13 protein-coding genes are annotated in these 14,647 nt (G+C 62.0%); 5 read left to right on the top strand and 8 right to left on the bottom strand.

Annotated elements, in window-relative coordinates; all coding sequences use genetic code 11:
• Nucleotides 1–12: 12 nt before the first annotated feature.
• Nucleotides 13–924, bottom strand: a complete 912-nt coding sequence (locus CGL56_RS15030; RefSeq protein ID WP_099107390.1) for a Ppx/GppA phosphatase family protein — start codon at nucleotides 922–924, stop codon at nucleotides 13–15.
• 14 nt (nucleotides 925–938) lie between these two features.
• The gene (locus CGL56_RS15035; RefSeq protein ID WP_099107391.1) at nucleotides 939–1,985 is read right to left on the bottom strand and encodes a GntR family transcriptional regulator; all 1,047 of its coding nucleotides are present in this window, start codon (nucleotides 1,983–1,985) and stop codon (nucleotides 939–941) included.
• A gap of 215 nt (nucleotides 1,986–2,200) precedes the next feature.
• On the opposite strand from CGL56_RS15035, the gene CGL56_RS15040 reads away from it, so the two are divergent.
• From CGL56_RS15040 to CGL56_RS15055, 4 genes are read left to right on the top strand one after another with little or no spacing between them, the layout of a single operon-like run.
• The gene (locus tag CGL56_RS15040) at nucleotides 2,201–4,303 is read left to right on the top strand and encodes a bifunctional aldolase/short-chain dehydrogenase (protein ID WP_099107392.1); all 2,103 of its coding nucleotides are present in this window, start codon (nucleotides 2,201–2,203) and stop codon (nucleotides 4,301–4,303) included.
• Between the two features lie 34 nt (nucleotides 4,304–4,337).
• A complete protein-coding gene (locus CGL56_RS15045) occupies nucleotides 4,338–5,618 on the top strand; it encodes a sugar isomerase (RefSeq protein WP_099107393.1) in 1,281 nt (426 codons plus the stop codon).
• 1 nt (nucleotide 5,619) lies between these two features.
• Nucleotides 5,620–7,008: an FGGY-family carbohydrate kinase gene (locus CGL56_RS15050; RefSeq protein ID WP_099107394.1), complete on the top strand. Its 1,389-nt coding sequence runs from the start codon at nucleotides 5,620–5,622 to the stop codon at nucleotides 7,006–7,008.
• A 31-nt stretch (nucleotides 7,009–7,039) separates the two neighbouring features.
• The gene (locus tag CGL56_RS15055) at nucleotides 7,040–8,476 is read left to right on the top strand and encodes a purine-cytosine permease family protein (protein ID WP_099107395.1); all 1,437 of its coding nucleotides are present in this window, start codon (nucleotides 7,040–7,042) and stop codon (nucleotides 8,474–8,476) included.
• A gap of 16 nt (nucleotides 8,477–8,492) precedes the next feature.
• On the opposite strand, the gene CGL56_RS15060 is transcribed toward CGL56_RS15055, so the two are convergent.
• From CGL56_RS15060 to CGL56_RS15085, 6 genes are all read right to left on the bottom strand, one after another.
• Complete coding sequence (locus tag CGL56_RS15060) at nucleotides 8,493–9,080, bottom strand: leucine-rich repeat domain-containing protein (protein ID WP_099107396.1); 588 nt, start codon at nucleotides 9,078–9,080, stop codon at nucleotides 8,493–8,495.
• A 9-nt stretch (nucleotides 9,081–9,089) separates the two neighbouring features.
• Nucleotides 9,090–9,407 carry a hypothetical protein gene (locus CGL56_RS15065; protein WP_143470747.1) on the bottom strand — a complete coding sequence of 106 codons (318 nt, stop codon included), beginning with the start codon at nucleotides 9,405–9,407 and terminating at the stop codon, nucleotides 9,090–9,092.
• Nucleotides 9,404–10,987, bottom strand: coding sequence for a T9SS type A sorting domain-containing protein (locus CGL56_RS15070; RefSeq protein WP_099107398.1), 1,584 nt, complete (start codon nucleotides 10,985–10,987; stop codon nucleotides 9,404–9,406). Before CGL56_RS15070 ends, CGL56_RS15065 begins: the two co-directional genes overlap by 4 nt.
• An 8-nt stretch (nucleotides 10,988–10,995) precedes the next feature.
• Nucleotides 10,996–11,532, bottom strand: a complete 537-nt coding sequence (locus CGL56_RS15075; RefSeq protein WP_099107399.1) for a phage tail protein — start codon at nucleotides 11,530–11,532, stop codon at nucleotides 10,996–10,998.
• 183 nt (nucleotides 11,533–11,715) lie between these two features.
• Entirely contained in the window at nucleotides 11,716–12,552 is an 837-nt protein-coding gene (locus CGL56_RS15080; protein ID WP_099107400.1) for a phosphatidate cytidylyltransferase, read from the bottom strand.
• Nucleotides 12,553–12,655: 103 nt separating this feature from the next.
• Nucleotides 12,656–13,066 (bottom strand): response regulator, encoded by a 411-nt coding sequence (locus tag CGL56_RS15085; protein WP_099107401.1) that lies wholly within the window; start codon nucleotides 13,064–13,066, stop codon nucleotides 12,656–12,658.
• Nucleotides 13,067–13,286: 220 nt separating this feature from the next.
• On the opposite strand from CGL56_RS15085, the gene hemL reads away from it, so the two are divergent.
• Entirely contained in the window at nucleotides 13,287–14,597 is a 1,311-nt protein-coding gene (gene hemL / locus CGL56_RS15090) for a glutamate-1-semialdehyde 2,1-aminomutase (RefSeq protein WP_099107402.1), read from the top strand.
• Nucleotides 14,598–14,647 lie beyond the last annotated feature (50 nt).

The raw sequence follows: 14,647 nt of genomic DNA on the forward strand, positions 1-14,647 counted from the left end.
GAGGATTGGTGGTCAGGCCGGGAAGAGGTACTCGATCTGTTCCAGGCTGCGGTGGGTCGTTTTCTCGTACAGCTCACAGACGATCCCGTCCTTCAGGCCCACCCGGGGCACGAGCAGGGTGTCGGCACCGGCGGCTTCCAGGACGCGGATATAGATTTCGGAGGCCGGCACGATCACGTCCGCCCGGTCGGGGTTAAGCTTCAGGATCGACAGCCGCTGTTCCAGGGTGAAAGTCTTGACGTAGGCGCGTAGCGCGCGGAGTTCGACCAGCGACATACTGTTCTTGTCGGCCCGCGAAGACAGTTTGAACAGCCGGTCGATGTTGCCGCCGGTGCCAATGCCGAATACCCCGCCCGCCCGTCCGTCCAGGCGGCTCCGGATCCAGTCGCCCATTTCGGCAGACACGGCGGCGCGGTCCGCGGCGGCGAGCTTGCGCACCGAACCGATGCGGAAGGAGCGGGCCGCGATCACTTCCTGCCCGGCGTAGAGATTGATTTCCGTGCTGCCACCGCCCACGTCAACGTGTACCGCCGGGCCGCTGCCCAGGTAGGGGATGATGGCCTTGTGCAGGATACGGGCTTCTTCCTCTCCCGACAGGATCTGGATGTCTACCCCACTGGCCTCCCGGACGGCGGTGAGGAGTTCAGGACCGTTGACCGCCTCCCGCATGGCCGAGGTGGCCGCGGCGTACAGGCCGTTCACCTCGTACAATTCTACCAGCAGCTGGAAAGTCTGCATCAGTTTGGTGAAGCGGGCGGCCGTAGGCGGGGTGATGGTACCGCCGGTAAACACGTCCTGCCCCAGGCGCAGCGGAAACCGGAGGTACTCCAGGCTTTTGAAGCTGACGAGGGGCGACTGGTCATATACCTGGACGATCTCCAGGCGGACGGCGTTGGAGCCGATGTCGATGGCAGCTAGTTTCATACAGGCGGGGGGCTTTATACGGATTCCCGTTCGATCAGGCGAAAGGGGTTCTTGATCCGCTTGATCTTCTTGTTCAGGATCAGGTCGGCGGCCGTCCGCCCCATGGTGGCAAAATCGGTGGAGATGACCGTGATGCCCAGCAGGTCCTTCAGGGGCGTTTCGTTGTAGGAGATGATGCCGATGTCGTCGCCCAGCCGGAGCTCCTTGTCGCGGATTTGCTTGACCAGGTTTACGAGGTCCGATTCCTCGATGGTAATGAAGAGGTCGCCCCGGCGCAGGATGGTATCCTCGTAAATTTCCTGGATGATCTCGAAGGGCAGTTGGCTTTCCACGCAGAATTTCCGGAAGCCGTGCAGGATCCGCCTGGGGTAGGGATATACCGAAGCTTCCGGGTAGACCAGGATAAGCCGCTTGTAGCGGCGGATTTTCTCCAGCCCTGATTTGAGGGCCTGGTAAATGTCGTTTTCGAAATCCTGGTACACCTCGGCGTAGTCGCCCGCCAACTGGAAGTGGTTGTTGTCCATGACGATCAGCTTGTTCTTGGGGATCTGTTCCATGGCCTGGACCACCTCCTCCGTAAAGCTCACGTGGCGCAGCGCCGGCGTCTTGAAGTGGGGCATGATCACGAAGTAGTCGTAGGCATTCAGGTTACGCGACAGCAGGTTCAGGAAAAGCGACTCGTCACAGTGGTAGATGTACAGGTCGGTATGGGCGATACCGCCCACCTGCTCCACGAAGGCATTGTAGATGCGCATCTTGTAGGTGCTCAGCTTGTTGACCAGGAAGAGGACGTTCACCTTCGACAGCAGCTTCGTGCGGGTGATGTAGAAGCCCTTTCCCTTGACCGAGGTGATGATGTTGCGCTCCTTCAGGATGTTGTAGGCTTTTTCTACCGTATCCCGCGACAGGTCAAAGGTTTCACTCAGCACATTGATGGAGGGGATCTTGTCATCGATCTCCAGCTTGCCGGAAGAGATGTTGTCGATGATCGCGTTCACGATCTGCTGGTACTTCGGGATCCGGGATTCCTCGGTGATCGAAATATGGTCGGTTACTGCCATCTGCTGTTGCGGTTTCTGGGCGCGGGCGCGGGTGCCATGCCGGAAATGAAGGCCGGGGGCGGTGGCAAGTTATAATTCCCGGCGGCGGTTTCCATCCCGCACCTCCGGGGAATGGCGGAATAATATATATTGGATGTTCTGCCGGACAGTACAGGATACGGTGGCGGGGGGGCTGGCCTACCTTGGTGGTCAATATTCACCAGCCATCTTGTAGCATGAACACACCCGCCATCCAGTTCGATCACGTGGATTACCTCTGGGACGAAGAGGCCGCCGCCAAGCTGGGCGACGACCAGGTCGCCCTCTTCCTCTACCGCTCCAACATCCTGGGAGCCGACCTGCGCATCACCAATTACGGGGGCGGCAATACCAGCTGCAAGACCATGGAAAAAGATCCCCTGACCAACCAGGAAGTCGAGGTTATGTGGATCAAGGGTTCGGGCGGCGACATCGGTACCCTGACCCGCGCCGGCATCGCCGGACTCTACACCGGGCGGCTGCGCGACTTGAAGAAGGTCTACCGCGGCCTGGACGACGAAGACCGGATGGTGGGGCTGTTCAACCACGCCATCTACGACCTCGACAGCCGCGCGCCCTCCATCGATACCCCCCTGCACGGCCTGCTGCCCTTCAAGCACATCGATCACCTCCACCCGGACGCCCTCATTGCCGTGGCCGCCGCCGAAGACAGCGAAGCGATCACCCGGGAAATCTGGGGCGATACCATGGGGTGGGTGCCCTGGCAGCGGCCGGGCTTCGACCTGGGCCTGCAACTCGAACGGACGCTGGCCGAAAACCCCGGCATCCGGGGCATCGTGCTGGGCAGTCATGGGCTGTTTACCTGGGGCGATACCTCCTACGAATGCTATCTGAACAGCTTGGAGGTCATCGAGCAGGCCTCCGCCTACATCGAGCGGAAGGTGAAGGAGCAGGGGAGCGTCTTTGGCGGCGAAAAAATAGCCGCCCTGCCGTCCACCGAACGCCGCCGTAAGGCCGCGGCCCTGATGCCGATGCTGCGGGGCCTGGCCTCCTCCGAAAACCGGATGGTAGGCCACTTCGCCGACAGCGATACCATCCTCGAATTCATCAACAGTTACGACCTGGAACGCCTGGCTCCCATGGGCACCAGCTGCCCGGACCACTTCCTGAGGACGAAGATCCAGCCCTTGGTGCTCGATCTGGAGCCCCGGCAGGACCTCACGGATGCAGCAGCCATTATGGACCAGCTGCGGCCGGCCTTCGCCCGCTACCGCGAGGAATACCAGACCTACTACGAAACCCACAAGCGGGCCAACAGTCCGGCCATGCGCGACCCCAACCCGGTAGTGATCATCTACCCCGGAGTAGGCATGTTCACCTTTGCCAAGAACAAGCAGACCGCCCGGGTAGCCAGCGAGTTTTATGTCAACGCCATCAACGTGATGCGGGGCGCCGAAGCCATCAGTGCGTACACCTCCCTGCCCCGGCAGGAAGCCTTCGACATCGAGTACTGGCTGCTGGAGGAAGCCAAGCTGCAACGGATGCCAAAGGAGAAACCCCTTTCCCGCAGGGTGGCCCTCGTCACCGGTGCCGGCGGCGGCATTGGCAAGGCCATTGCGGACAAACTGGCCGCGGAAGGGGCCGTGGTCGTGCTCACCGATATTGCCGAAGACCGGCTCCGGGAAGCCCTGGCAACCTACCCCGCTGACACCGCGGCCTACGCGGTATGCGACGTCACCGACCCGGACTCTATTGCCGCAGCCTTTTCCGAGGCCTGTCTGGCATTCGGTGGGGTGGACATCGTGGTGCACAGCGCCGGCCTGGCCATCTCCAAGCCCCTGGAGGATACCACCGACGCGGACTGGAACCTCCTGCAGAACGTCCTGGTGAAGGGGCAATTCTCCCTCGCCCGTACGGCGGCCGCCATCATGCGGCAGCAGGGGCTGGGGGGCGACTTCATCCCCATCGCCAGCAAGAACGGGCTGGTTTCGGGGCCCAACAACGTGGCCTACGGTACCGCCAAGGCCGCCCAGCAGCACATGGCCCGCCTGCTGGCCGCCGAGCTGGCCGGTGACCGCATCCGGGTCAATACCGTAAACCCCGATGGAGTTATCATTGGCAGCAAGATCTGGGAGGGCGCCTGGGCCGAGGGCCGGGCCAAAGCCTACGGCATCACCGTGGAGGAGCTGCCGGCCCACTACGCCAAGCGCAATTTGCTCAACCAGATCATTCGCCCGGAAGACATTGCCGACGGCGTGTTTGCCTTCACCATCCTGGAAAAGTCCACCGGCAACATCCTCAACGTCGACGGGGGAATGGCCAACGCCTTCGTGCGCTGACCCTACTTACCCACCGTACCGTAAATTTCAGATCATGCAACTCACCAAAGACCAGCTCCTTTCGGCCAATGAGCCCGGACTGCGGCGCCACGAATCAGACTACAATCACCTCTCGGACAAGCTCTCCGAGGCGGGGGTGGCGGTGGAGCCCGTCGTGGACGCACTCAGTAAATTCCAGGTCGCCATTCCCAGTTGGGCGCTCGGCGCCGGGGGCACCCGCTTTGGTCGATTTTCCTTCCACGGGGAGCCCGGCACCCTGGAGCAGAAGCTGGACGACGTGGGCATCCTCCACGCCCTGACCCAGACGGCGGGTGCCGTTTCCCTGCACATCCCCTGGGATACGCCCACCGACTACGCCGCCGTCCGGGAACACGCCGCCGAGCTTGGCCTGGCGTTTGACGCCATTAACTCCAACACCTTTCAGGACCAGCCCGGAGCGGTCCACAGCTACCGTCACGGGAGCCTGAGTGCCACCGACGAAGGCGCGCGCCAACAGGCCATCGAGCACAACCTCCGGGTGGTGGAGATCGGCGAGAAGCTCGGATCCAAAAGCCTGACGGTCTGGCTGGCCGACGGCACCAACTTTCCCGGCCAACGTAATTTCCAGCGGAATCTGGTGCAGACGGAGGACAGCCTGCGGCAGATCTACGCCGGCCTGCCGGCCGACTGGAAGCTGTTCATCGAATACAAGCCCTACGAGCCCAACTTCTACAGCACCGTCATCCAGGACTGGGGCACTTCCTTCCTGCTGGCGAACGCCTGTGGCGACCGCGCCTTTACCCTGGTGGATCTGGGGCACCACCTGCCGAATACCAACATCGAACAGATCGTCTCCACCCTGATGCTGAAGGGTAAACTGGGCGGCTTCCACTTCAACGACAGCAAGTACGGCGACGACGACCTGACCGTCGGCAGCGTCAAACCCTACGCCCTGTTCCTCATCTTCAATGAGCTGGTCTACGGCATGCGGAACAACCCCCAGAATCCCGATCTGGCGTGGATGATCGACGCCAGTCACAACGTCAAGGATCCCCTGGAGGACCTCCTGCAGTCGCTGGAGGCCATTCAACTTGCCTACGCCAGGGCCCTGCTCGTGGACCAGGATGAGCTGGCCACCGCCCAGGGCGACCACGACGTCGTGCGCTGTCAGGAAATACTGCAGAACGCCTTCCGCACCGACGTACGGCCGCTGGTGGAGCGCGCCCGCCTCAGCCGCGGGGGTGCCCTGCATCCCCTGGGGGCCTACCGGCAGCTGGATGTACGCCGCGAACTGGTAAGGGAGCGGGGCAAGCATACCGTAGCAACCGGGCTGTAGCATGGAGCAACCGAGGGTCACCGCCGTATTCGACATTGGCCGGACGAACAAGAAGTTCTTCCTCTTCGACGACCACTACCGCGAAGTACACCGGGAATACATCCGCCTGCCCGAAACCACCGACGAAGACGGCTACCCCACGGAGGACCTGTCCGCCCTGCGGGCCTGGCTGCGGGAAGTATTCGATCGCATCCTCACGGCCCGGAACTTCGACATCCATTCCATCAACTTCTCCTCCTACGGCGCCAGCCTGGTCCACCTGGACGCCGACGGAGAGGTCGTCACCCCCCTCTACAACTACACCAAACCCTGTGACCCCGAACTGGCCCGTGAGTTTTACGATCGATACGGTCCGGAGCCGGAGTTCACCGCGGCCACCGGCTCCCCGCCCTCCGGCCTCCTCAATTCCGGGATGCAGCTGTACTGGCTCAAGCATCGCCGCCCGGAAGCATTGCGCCGCATCCGCTACAGCCTCCACCTGCCGCAGTACCTGAGCTACGTGTTCACCGGCATTCCCATCAGTGAGTACACCAGCATCGGCTGCCACACGGCGCTGTGGGATTACCGCCGCGGCGACTATCACGACTGGGTCCACGCCGAGGAGCTGCACCGCCTTTTGCCGCCCATCGTCTCCACCGAGACGAGCATCAATATGAACTACGGCGGCCGCCGCCTCCGCATCGGAGTGGGCATTCACGACAGTTCCGCCGCCCTGCTGCCCTACATCCGCAGCGCAGCGGATCCTTTCGTCCTGGTATCCACCGGTACCTGGAGTATTACCCTTAATCCTTTCGCGCAAGGTGCGTTGTCCGTGGAGGATCTCGAGGGCGACTGCATCAATTACATGCGCATCGATGGCCGCCCGGTCCGAGCCGCCCGGCTGTTCCTCGGACAGGAATACCGCCAGCAGGTAGGTTACCTCACGGACCACTTCGGCGTCGATCCCGAGCGCCACCGCGCCGTTCGGTTTGACCCTGCGATTTATGCGGAAATCATGGCCGGTTACCGCCCCTGGTTCCACCTGGAATACCTGGCGTACCCCGGCAACCCTGCGACTACCACCATCTCAACGGAAAGCTTTGATTATGCCTACCACCAGCTGATGGTGGAGTTGGTTGACCTGCAGGTGGACAGCATCCGCGCGGCCATCGGCGATACCCCCCTGCGGACGATCTTCATCGATGGGGGCTTCAGCGACAACGAGGTATTCCTGCAATTGATCTCCCACCACTTTCGGGAGCTGGAGTTGCGTACCACCGACAGCAGCCTGGGCTCCGCCCTGGGCGCGGCCATCAGTATTTCCGACCGGGGGCTGAATTCCCGCTTCCTGGAGAAAAATTACGGGCTGAAAAAGCACCAACCTTTCATCATCAAAGAAGCCGGCGCCTGAGGCGCTCCCGGCCAGTAACCTTATCCCGATCATGCTGCAACAAGTCACCGAGGAAGAAATCATCCAGGAAATCGCCGGCGGCGGGGAGTACGAGCGCGAGCCGGTGCCGGCCGGCCGCTGGAAGGGGTGGGGTAGCTTCCTGGGCATGTACGCCGGCGAGCACGCCGCGGGTACGGAGTTCGTCATTGGTCCCCTCTTCCTTACCGCGGGGGTGAGTGCCTTCGACCTCATCATCGGCTTGCTGCTGGGCAACTTCCTGGCGGTCCTCAGCTGGCGCTTCCTCACCGCCGAGATCGCGGTGAAGTACCGCCTGACGCTGTACTACCAGCTGGAAAAGATCTGCGGCCGCAAGCTGGTGCGCTACTACAACGTGGCCAACGGCATCCTTTTCTGTTTTCTCGCCGGGGCCATGATCACGGTTTCGGCCACGGCGGTGGGCATCCCCCTGAATATGGAAATGCCCCAGCTCACCGACACCCTGCCCACCAGCGGGACGTACATCGTGGTGGTGATCCTCATCGGGGCGGTGATCTCCCTGGTGGCCGCCCGGGGTTACGATACGGTGGCCCGCGCCGCCAACTTCATGTCGCCCGTCATCGTGTTGGCGTTCCTGGCCTGCGGAGTTGTGGCCCTCAGACAGCTTGGGGTGGGGAGCCTGGGTGAATTCTGGGCGATTTGGGGTGAGGGTTCCGAGCCCTTCCCCGGACAGATCAAGTACACCTTCTGGCACGTGGTCATCTGGTCGTGGTTCGCTAACGCCGCCATGCACATCGGCATGTCGGACCTTAGCGTCTTCCGCTTCGCCCGCCGCGCCACTGCGGGATGGACCACCGCCGCCGGAATGTACGTCGGCCATTACATGGCCTGGATTGCCGCGGCCCTGCTCTACGCGGTCTACCTGCGTACCCCCGAGGCCCAGGCGTTCCTGACCGAGGGGCTGGCCCCCACGGTAGCCCCGGGCCCCCTGGCCTTCAACGCCATCGGCGTTTTCGGCATCATCGCCGTGGTGCTCGCCGGCTGGACCACCGCCAACCCCACGATCTACCGGGCTGGACTGGCATTCCAGGCCGTACTGCCCCGCTTTTCCACCTTCTGGGTTACCATCCTGGCCGGTACGGTGGCCACCGTCGCCGGATTGTTTCCCGCCTTCGCGATGAAGCTGCTCGACTTCGTCGCCCTCTACGGCTTCATCCTTGCGCCCGTCGGGGCGGTGATCGTCTTTCAGCACTTCTTTGCGCGGCGCACGGGGGTGGTGGAGGATTACGCCGAGCGCCGCGGACTGGGTTTCAACCCCGCCGTGTTCTGGGCGTGGGCGATCAGCTTCGGACTGTTCTACTTCATTTCCTGGCAGTTCGACGTATTCCTGTCTTTCGTGACCCTGCCGGCCTGGTTGCTGTGTGGCGTCCTATTTCTGCTGCTCAGCCGCAAATGGCAGCAAACAGCAGGTAGCTTGAATACTCCGGGATGAGAGAGGGTTATCGCCCCTAGCCCCGCCGCGGAATCAAGCCAATTTCCTGCTGGAGACGAATGATTTCCCGGTTGGGGAGTCCGGCGTTTGGCAACACAAAGCAGTCGCGCATCACCTCTCCGTGGTGGGGCGTCAACCCGTCCAGGTTGGTCAGGGCATTGCCCGAGACGTAAAGTGTATGTAGCCGGGTTAGTGAACGCAGTGGCGCAACCGACGACAAGGCATTGTTCTGGGCGTAAAGTTCCTGTAGTCCGGTGCAGCTTTCAATACCCTTCAGGGAGGTGAGGCGGTTGTCTTGGACGAACAGGCTGCGCAGCTGGTGGTGGCCGTGCAACTCTTCCAGGGTGGTGATATGGCAGTCGGTGACGCTGAGGTAGGTCAGATCCCTGAGGGCTACCACGCCGCTGAGGTTGGTCAGGGCAATGCTCAGGTTGGAGTAGGGAGCCCCCGGCCCGGCTAACCTCAGCACCTGGGTATGCAACAGTTGATGCAGTTCTTCTTCGGAGGGCGAAAAGGAAGGGGAGGGGCGGCTGAAGAAGGCTTCCCGAAAGGCTTGCCGCCACTGGGGTTCAAGTCCGTTCCACCACGCGCGGGTGCGGTTCATCTGGAGGGATTAATTGATGTGGGCGATAATTTGGTCGCCTCGTCGCTGCAGGATAACCTCTTCCCCCGACGAGCAGTAGTAGGTGACCTTCCCCGGAGATGGATAATGGTAACCCCCGATCGGCGTGCACAGGTTTCTGATTACCGCCTCCGGGGTTCCCGGCAGCATATTTTCCCGCAGCTGCCGCTCGAATTCCGCGAGGTAGGTGGCGTAGCGCCTGCGCCTGGGTGCCGGGGAGGGGCTGGGGGCAGCTCCCAGGGCGGGGCAGGCGGATAGCCCGAACAACAGGAGGGTGCCGCGGCCAATAAAGGTTCTTCTGTACATCACGGTCGGTGGTTTATCGTGAACCATTTGTGCCAACCCCGCTCTGCGCCGAGGGCCGTCAGGAGATAAATGCCGGGGGGCAGGGAAACGGAGACTTCGGTTTGCCGTTCGGGCCCAGGTCCCGTCGGTCCGGGCACCGACCACACGCGCCGTCCGGTGGCGTCATGGATCTGGAGAACGGTGGCGGCCGGATGGAGCACCATAAATCGGCCCGGGTTCGGATTGGGAAATACCTGGAGCAGCGGGTCGTCCGGGGTCCGCCAGTATCGGTTGGCGGTGGTGGAGGTAGTGTCGAGTACGACGAGCTCCACCGTGCAGGAGGCTGAGTTTCCGGCCGTGTCCGTCCGCACCTCTACGCTCGTTATCAGCCCCGTATCCTCCCGGGTGTAGAAGCGGGTCGGATTGGGGATGACCTCGTCGGGTGGGCAGTTGTCGGCCGTTACCGTTGCCAGGTCGCCAATCGCAAATTCCGCAACGCCCTCGGCATTGAGGTAGATGGTGTCGCGGCGGCACGCCAGCACCGGAGCCAGGGTATCCCTTACCACCACCGTGACGGAGCAGGTTGCCCTGTTACCCCCGGAATCCTCGGCCACCAGGGTCACCTGCATCCCCACGGACGGGGATACTGCAGTGCCCGCAGGAGTGGATTGGGTGATGGTCGCATTCTCCAGGTTGGTGGTTACCGTGGTGATCAGGTCGGGAAAACTGGTAAGGCAATCCTCCTCCACGAACAGTTCGACGGTGGCAGTCGGGCAGGTGATTTCGGGCACGACGGTTTGGGAACGGCTGCCACTTACGGTTGCCGGGTCGGAACAGATGCCGGTTGTCCACTCCTGCAAAACCGTGGCTGGCGGATTCGGGGTGGAGGGCAGCGGATTGGAGTAGTACACCTGGGCGCTGACAGAGTCCCGGTCGCGCAACTCCCATTCACCGGAAGCGGGGTTGAAGGCAATTTCCAGGTTCCGGGGCCCATCGGTATACACGTACCGGCCGGTGGTGTCCATTCCCGTGCGTACGAAATTCAGGGGGGAGGAACTGCCGAAGCAGGCCGAGGCAACGCTTACTCCGTCAAAAACAGCAGGGGAGGGGTCGCACCCACTCGCGATCCCGTCGCCATCCGGGTCGAGGTTGTCGTCGAAGCCCGGGCATTGGTCATTGTCGTTGCAGATGCCGTCGTTGTCGTCGTCGCCGCCTTCGCCGGCGCAGGCATCGCCCTCGCCCGCGGTGGACTGGGTGCCGGTGCCGGTCAGGGTGGCGGTGCCGGTGCATCCGCTCATGCCGCTCCACGTCGCGGATTCGCTGTCGGGCGGATTGGGGAAGAAGCTGTTTTCTTCGGTGGCGTAAAACACGGAAGAGGGGTCATTCACGTCCTGCACTTCCCAGCGGGCAGCCGAGGGGTTGTAGGCGATCCGGAGGCTGGGATTGGTATTTGGGTCCCCGTCGTCGTCCACGAATTGGTTACGACCGTTGACGGAAGCCGCCAGGGTAAAGGTACCCGTGTAGCAGTCGGAGGAGAAGGTGATCTCCTGGGCACCGGCGTGCACCGACCAACCAATCGACAGAAGGAGGATGAGCAGGGGCATGGGAGGGTTTAGCTGCGGGAGGGGAAGATGCCGGTCAGGGCAATGATGTAGTGGATGCCCTGATAGGGCGAGCGCACCGGTATCGGCTGGCCGCCGCCGGCAGACCCTACGGAAACCGTTTGGCTGCCCAGTGCGGCCGATCCCGTGGGTGGGGAAGAGGTGAAGGGCGTTTCCCCGGCGGCGTTGAAGGCCAGGTACTGGTCATTGCCGTTGGCGGAGGTACCTACGCCCTGCCCCAATTGCAGGGTGGCCAGGTGGCTGTGGGGCGGCATCTGGTTCTGAGTGAGGGTCATGGATTCCAGCCCCCCCTTCTCGCCCCACCTAATTGGGGATAATCCCGCCCCGCTGCCCGGGTGGACGATCGACCGCCCGCGGAGATCTGGGAGGCCGAAGGTGCTTCTCCCATCTCCACCATAAGTGGTGCCGATCAGGGAGAACAACGCCTGATTTTGGGCGATGGCGAGTATTTGGCCATCACAAAAAGCCCAGCCGCGGGGGGCGAAGTTGCCGCCAAAGGCGACGATCATGGCAATGAAAGGTTCCATACAGTGTCGTTTGGTGAGGTACGACCCTGTAGTTAGGGGTTATTTCTTGAATGTCAAAAATAACAGTATAATATTCTGTGAGCGACGCTGCTTCAGGGCTTCAATGCAGTCGATCTACCCTGGTGATGGGGAGTCGGCATCATGGGGTCATCCACGGCACCCGCGCGCCGCCGCCCGGCAGGTCTAGCGCAGGTAGAGGATGTAGGCCGCCGCGAAGGGAATGACGAAGATGAAGGCGTCGAAGCGGTCGAGAAGCCCCCCGTGACCGGGCAGTAAATCGCCGCTGTCCTTCACGCCCACGCTGCGTTTGAGCATGCTCTCGACAAGGTCGCCAATGCCGCCGAAAACGGCGACGATGGCCGCCAGGACGAGCCACTGAATGAGGTTGATCTCGTCGAAAACGAGGTGGAGTAAGTAGCCGAACAGGATGCAGGTTACCGCTCCGCCGACGGACCCCTCCCAGGTTTTGTTGGGGGAAATGCGGGGGAACAGGGGCGTCTTGCCGAAGCGGCTGCCCACCAGGTAGGCGCCGGTATCGTTGACCCAGGTAAGCAGCAGCAGGCCGAAGACGATGCGGTAGTAAAAGGTCTCACCGTCGAAGGCGATAAATTCCACCAGGGCGAAGGGAATACCAATGTAGAACAACCCCAGGATGATGTAGGCGATGTTGACGAAGGGTTCCCGGCTGTTACTGTAGAGCTCGTAAATGAAAATGGTGAAAATGAAGGGAGCGAACAGCAGGCTCGACACCTGGATGAAGCTGGCCGGGTCGCTGACGTAGCCGAGGGAGAAAAAGCTGATCAACACAAAGGGGAGCAGCCCGACGGCCACGCCGAAGGCCTTGCGCACCCGGTCGCGGCGGGTGTGCCGGTCCAGGGTCATGCCGAAAAACTCGTAGAGGCAACCTCCCGTGATGACCAGAAAGAGCAGGTTAAAGGTGTAGGGACCGGTGTACATTCCGGCAATCATGATGATCACAAAAATCACCGCGGTAGAAAGTCGTTTCCAAAGTCCCTGCATCTGATCGTTTACTCGAAGGCTGGCCTGATCGGCGGGCGTAATATAGCGTACCGCCCGGTTGTAGCCGATAGTCCAGCGTCAAGCGACACTGCCGTGACGATGATTACCGCAACCGATTGGTGGAAAGCCAAAAATTGACGATGTTCTGCAGGGCCTGGCGGTAGGCCACGTTATCCGAAGGCTTGGTGACGAAGGCCGATGCCCCCAGCTCGTACACCCGCTGCACCTCTTCGGAACACTCGGAAGACGAAAAGATCAGGATAGGGAAGGGGGGGCGTACCTGCCGCGACCTCAGGTTCTCCAGCACGGCAATGCCGCCGCGCAGGGGCATGTGGAGGTCCATGATCGCCAGGTGTACGTCGTCCAGCGGGTGCTGGGCGCAGTACTTCAGAAAATGGTCACCGTGGTGGAGGTGGGTTACCCGAATGTCCGGATCGATCTTGCGCAGTAAACGCTGCGCCAGCCGGGCTTCGGTTTCGTTGTCCTCAACCAATAGAATATGACGAAAGGGCATAAAACGAAAAAGATAAACTGAGGTAGTTAGGAGCCCGGGGTGAGCCGGCCGAAAGGAACGCTTTTCGGGTGGGGTACAGTATGTTAGGCTGCCCGGTGGTGCGCAAGGTCGCAATTAAAATGACAATCCGGGCTCCGGGGGGGCAGGTGCCGGGATCTTGACGTGATTCCGACGGCCGCCCCGCCCACGGGCAGTAACATTGCAAAAATTTTCGATCCCCATGAAATTTGAACAGCGTATCCCCCGCGAAACCTCAGCCCGTCTATTCGAAGAAGCCCAGGAGTATTTTCCCGGCGGAGTGAACTCTCCGGTCCGGGCCTTCCGCAGCGTGAGCGGGCCACCGCTGTTCATTCGCGAGGGGCACGGTAGCCATATGACCGACGTGGACGGGAACCGTTTTCTCGATTTCTGCTGTTCCTGGGGCCCCCTCATCCACGGCCACGACAACGCCCACATCCGGGAGCGGGTCATCGAGACCGTCCGTCGGGGGACGAGCTTCGGCACCCCGACCGAAATGGGCAACCGGCTCGGGAAACTTATCCTGGAGAACCACCGGTACGTCGAGCGCATCCGTTTCGTAAGCTCGGGCACCGAAGCGGTGATGTCGGCCCTGCGCCTGGCCCGCGGGGTGACCGGCAAGACCCGGATCATCAAGTTTGAGGGTTGCTACCACGGTCACGTCGACCAGTTGTTGGTGAAGGCCGGATCGGGACTCGTCACTTTCGGCACCAGTTCCTCGGCCGGCGTACCGGAGTCCGTAGCCCGGGATACCCTCGTCCTTCCCCTTGGCAACCGCGAGCTGCTGGAGCAGACGCTCACTGAACAGGCCGGCCAGGTGGCCTGCATCATTGTGGAGCCGGTACCCGCGAACAACGGGCTGCTGATCCAGGACAAATCTTGGCTTGAGGACCTCCGGGCGGTGGCCCATAAATATGGAGTGCTGCTCATCTTCGACGAGGTGATCAGCGGTTTCCGGGTGGGCTTCGAGGGCGCGGCCGGCTACTACGACGTACAGCCCGACATCATCACCTTCGGCAAGGTGATCGGTGGTGGGTTCCCGGTAGGAGCGTACGGGGCGAGCAAGGAGATCATGGACCATATTGCCCCCGTGGGGCCGGTGTACCAGGCGGGCACCTTGTCCGCCAACCCGGTAGCCATGGCCGCCGGCCTGGCCGCGCTGGAGCAGTGCCTCGAACCCGACTTTTATACCAGGCTGGAAGCCCGTACCCACGAGATGGCCACCGCCCTGGAGGACTACGCACGGGAGCGGGGTTACCCCCTGCACGTCCCCCACATCGGCTCCATCTTCTGGCTGGCCTTCGGCACGGAACGCATCGAGCGGGCCGACCAGATCGACCCCGCCAACATGGAGTACTTCAAGGTGATCCATCACGAGTTGTTGCAGACCGGCGTCTACCTGGGCCCCAGCGGCTACGAGGTCGGCTTCGTCAGCAGCGCGCACACTCCGGAGGACCTGGAGGAGGCGGTAACCAAAATCTGCGCGGCCATGGACGTCGCTTTTGCCAGGTAGGAGGGCCGTTTTCTTTTTCCGGTCCGTATCCGGCGGGCGGGTTAATTTGG

The organism is Neolewinella marina (genome assembly GCF_002631205.1).
Classification (GTDB): Bacteria; Bacteroidota; Bacteroidia; order Chitinophagales; family Saprospiraceae; genus Neolewinella; species Neolewinella marina.

What these genes read in the sequence shown, in the direction of transcription:
- CGL56_RS15030 (WP_099107390.1), bottom strand. Translation starts at nt 924, where the DNA reads ATGAAACTAGCTGCCATCGACATCGGCTCCAACGCCGTCCGCCTGGAG.
- CGL56_RS15035 (WP_099107391.1), bottom strand. Translation starts at nt 1,985, where the DNA reads ATGGCAGTAACCGACCATATTTCGATCACCGAGGAATCCCGGATCCCG.
- CGL56_RS15040 (WP_099107392.1), top strand. Translation starts at nt 2,201, where the DNA reads ATGAACACACCCGCCATCCAGTTCGATCACGTGGATTACCTCTGGGAC.
- CGL56_RS15045 (WP_099107393.1), top strand. Translation starts at nt 4,338, where the DNA reads ATGCAACTCACCAAAGACCAGCTCCTTTCGGCCAATGAGCCCGGACTG.
- CGL56_RS15050 (WP_099107394.1), top strand. Translation starts at nt 5,620, where the DNA reads ATGGAGCAACCGAGGGTCACCGCCGTATTCGACATTGGCCGGACGAAC.
- CGL56_RS15055 (WP_099107395.1), top strand. Translation starts at nt 7,040, where the DNA reads ATGCTGCAACAAGTCACCGAGGAAGAAATCATCCAGGAAATCGCCGGC.
- CGL56_RS15060 (WP_099107396.1), bottom strand. Translation starts at nt 9,080, where the DNA reads ATGAACCGCACCCGCGCGTGGTGGAACGGACTTGAACCCCAGTGGCGG.
- CGL56_RS15070 (WP_099107398.1), bottom strand. Translation starts at nt 10,987, where the DNA reads ATGCCCCTGCTCATCCTCCTTCTGTCGATTGGTTGGTCGGTGCACGCC.
- CGL56_RS15075 (WP_099107399.1), bottom strand. Translation starts at nt 11,532, where the DNA reads ATGGAACCTTTCATTGCCATGATCGTCGCCTTTGGCGGCAACTTCGCC.
- CGL56_RS15080 (WP_099107400.1), bottom strand. Translation starts at nt 12,552, where the DNA reads ATGCAGGGACTTTGGAAACGACTTTCTACCGCGGTGATTTTTGTGATC.
- CGL56_RS15085 (WP_099107401.1), bottom strand. Translation starts at nt 13,066, where the DNA reads ATGCCCTTTCGTCATATTCTATTGGTTGAGGACAACGAAACCGAAGCC.
- hemL (WP_099107402.1), top strand. Translation starts at nt 13,287, where the DNA reads ATGAAATTTGAACAGCGTATCCCCCGCGAAACCTCAGCCCGTCTATTC.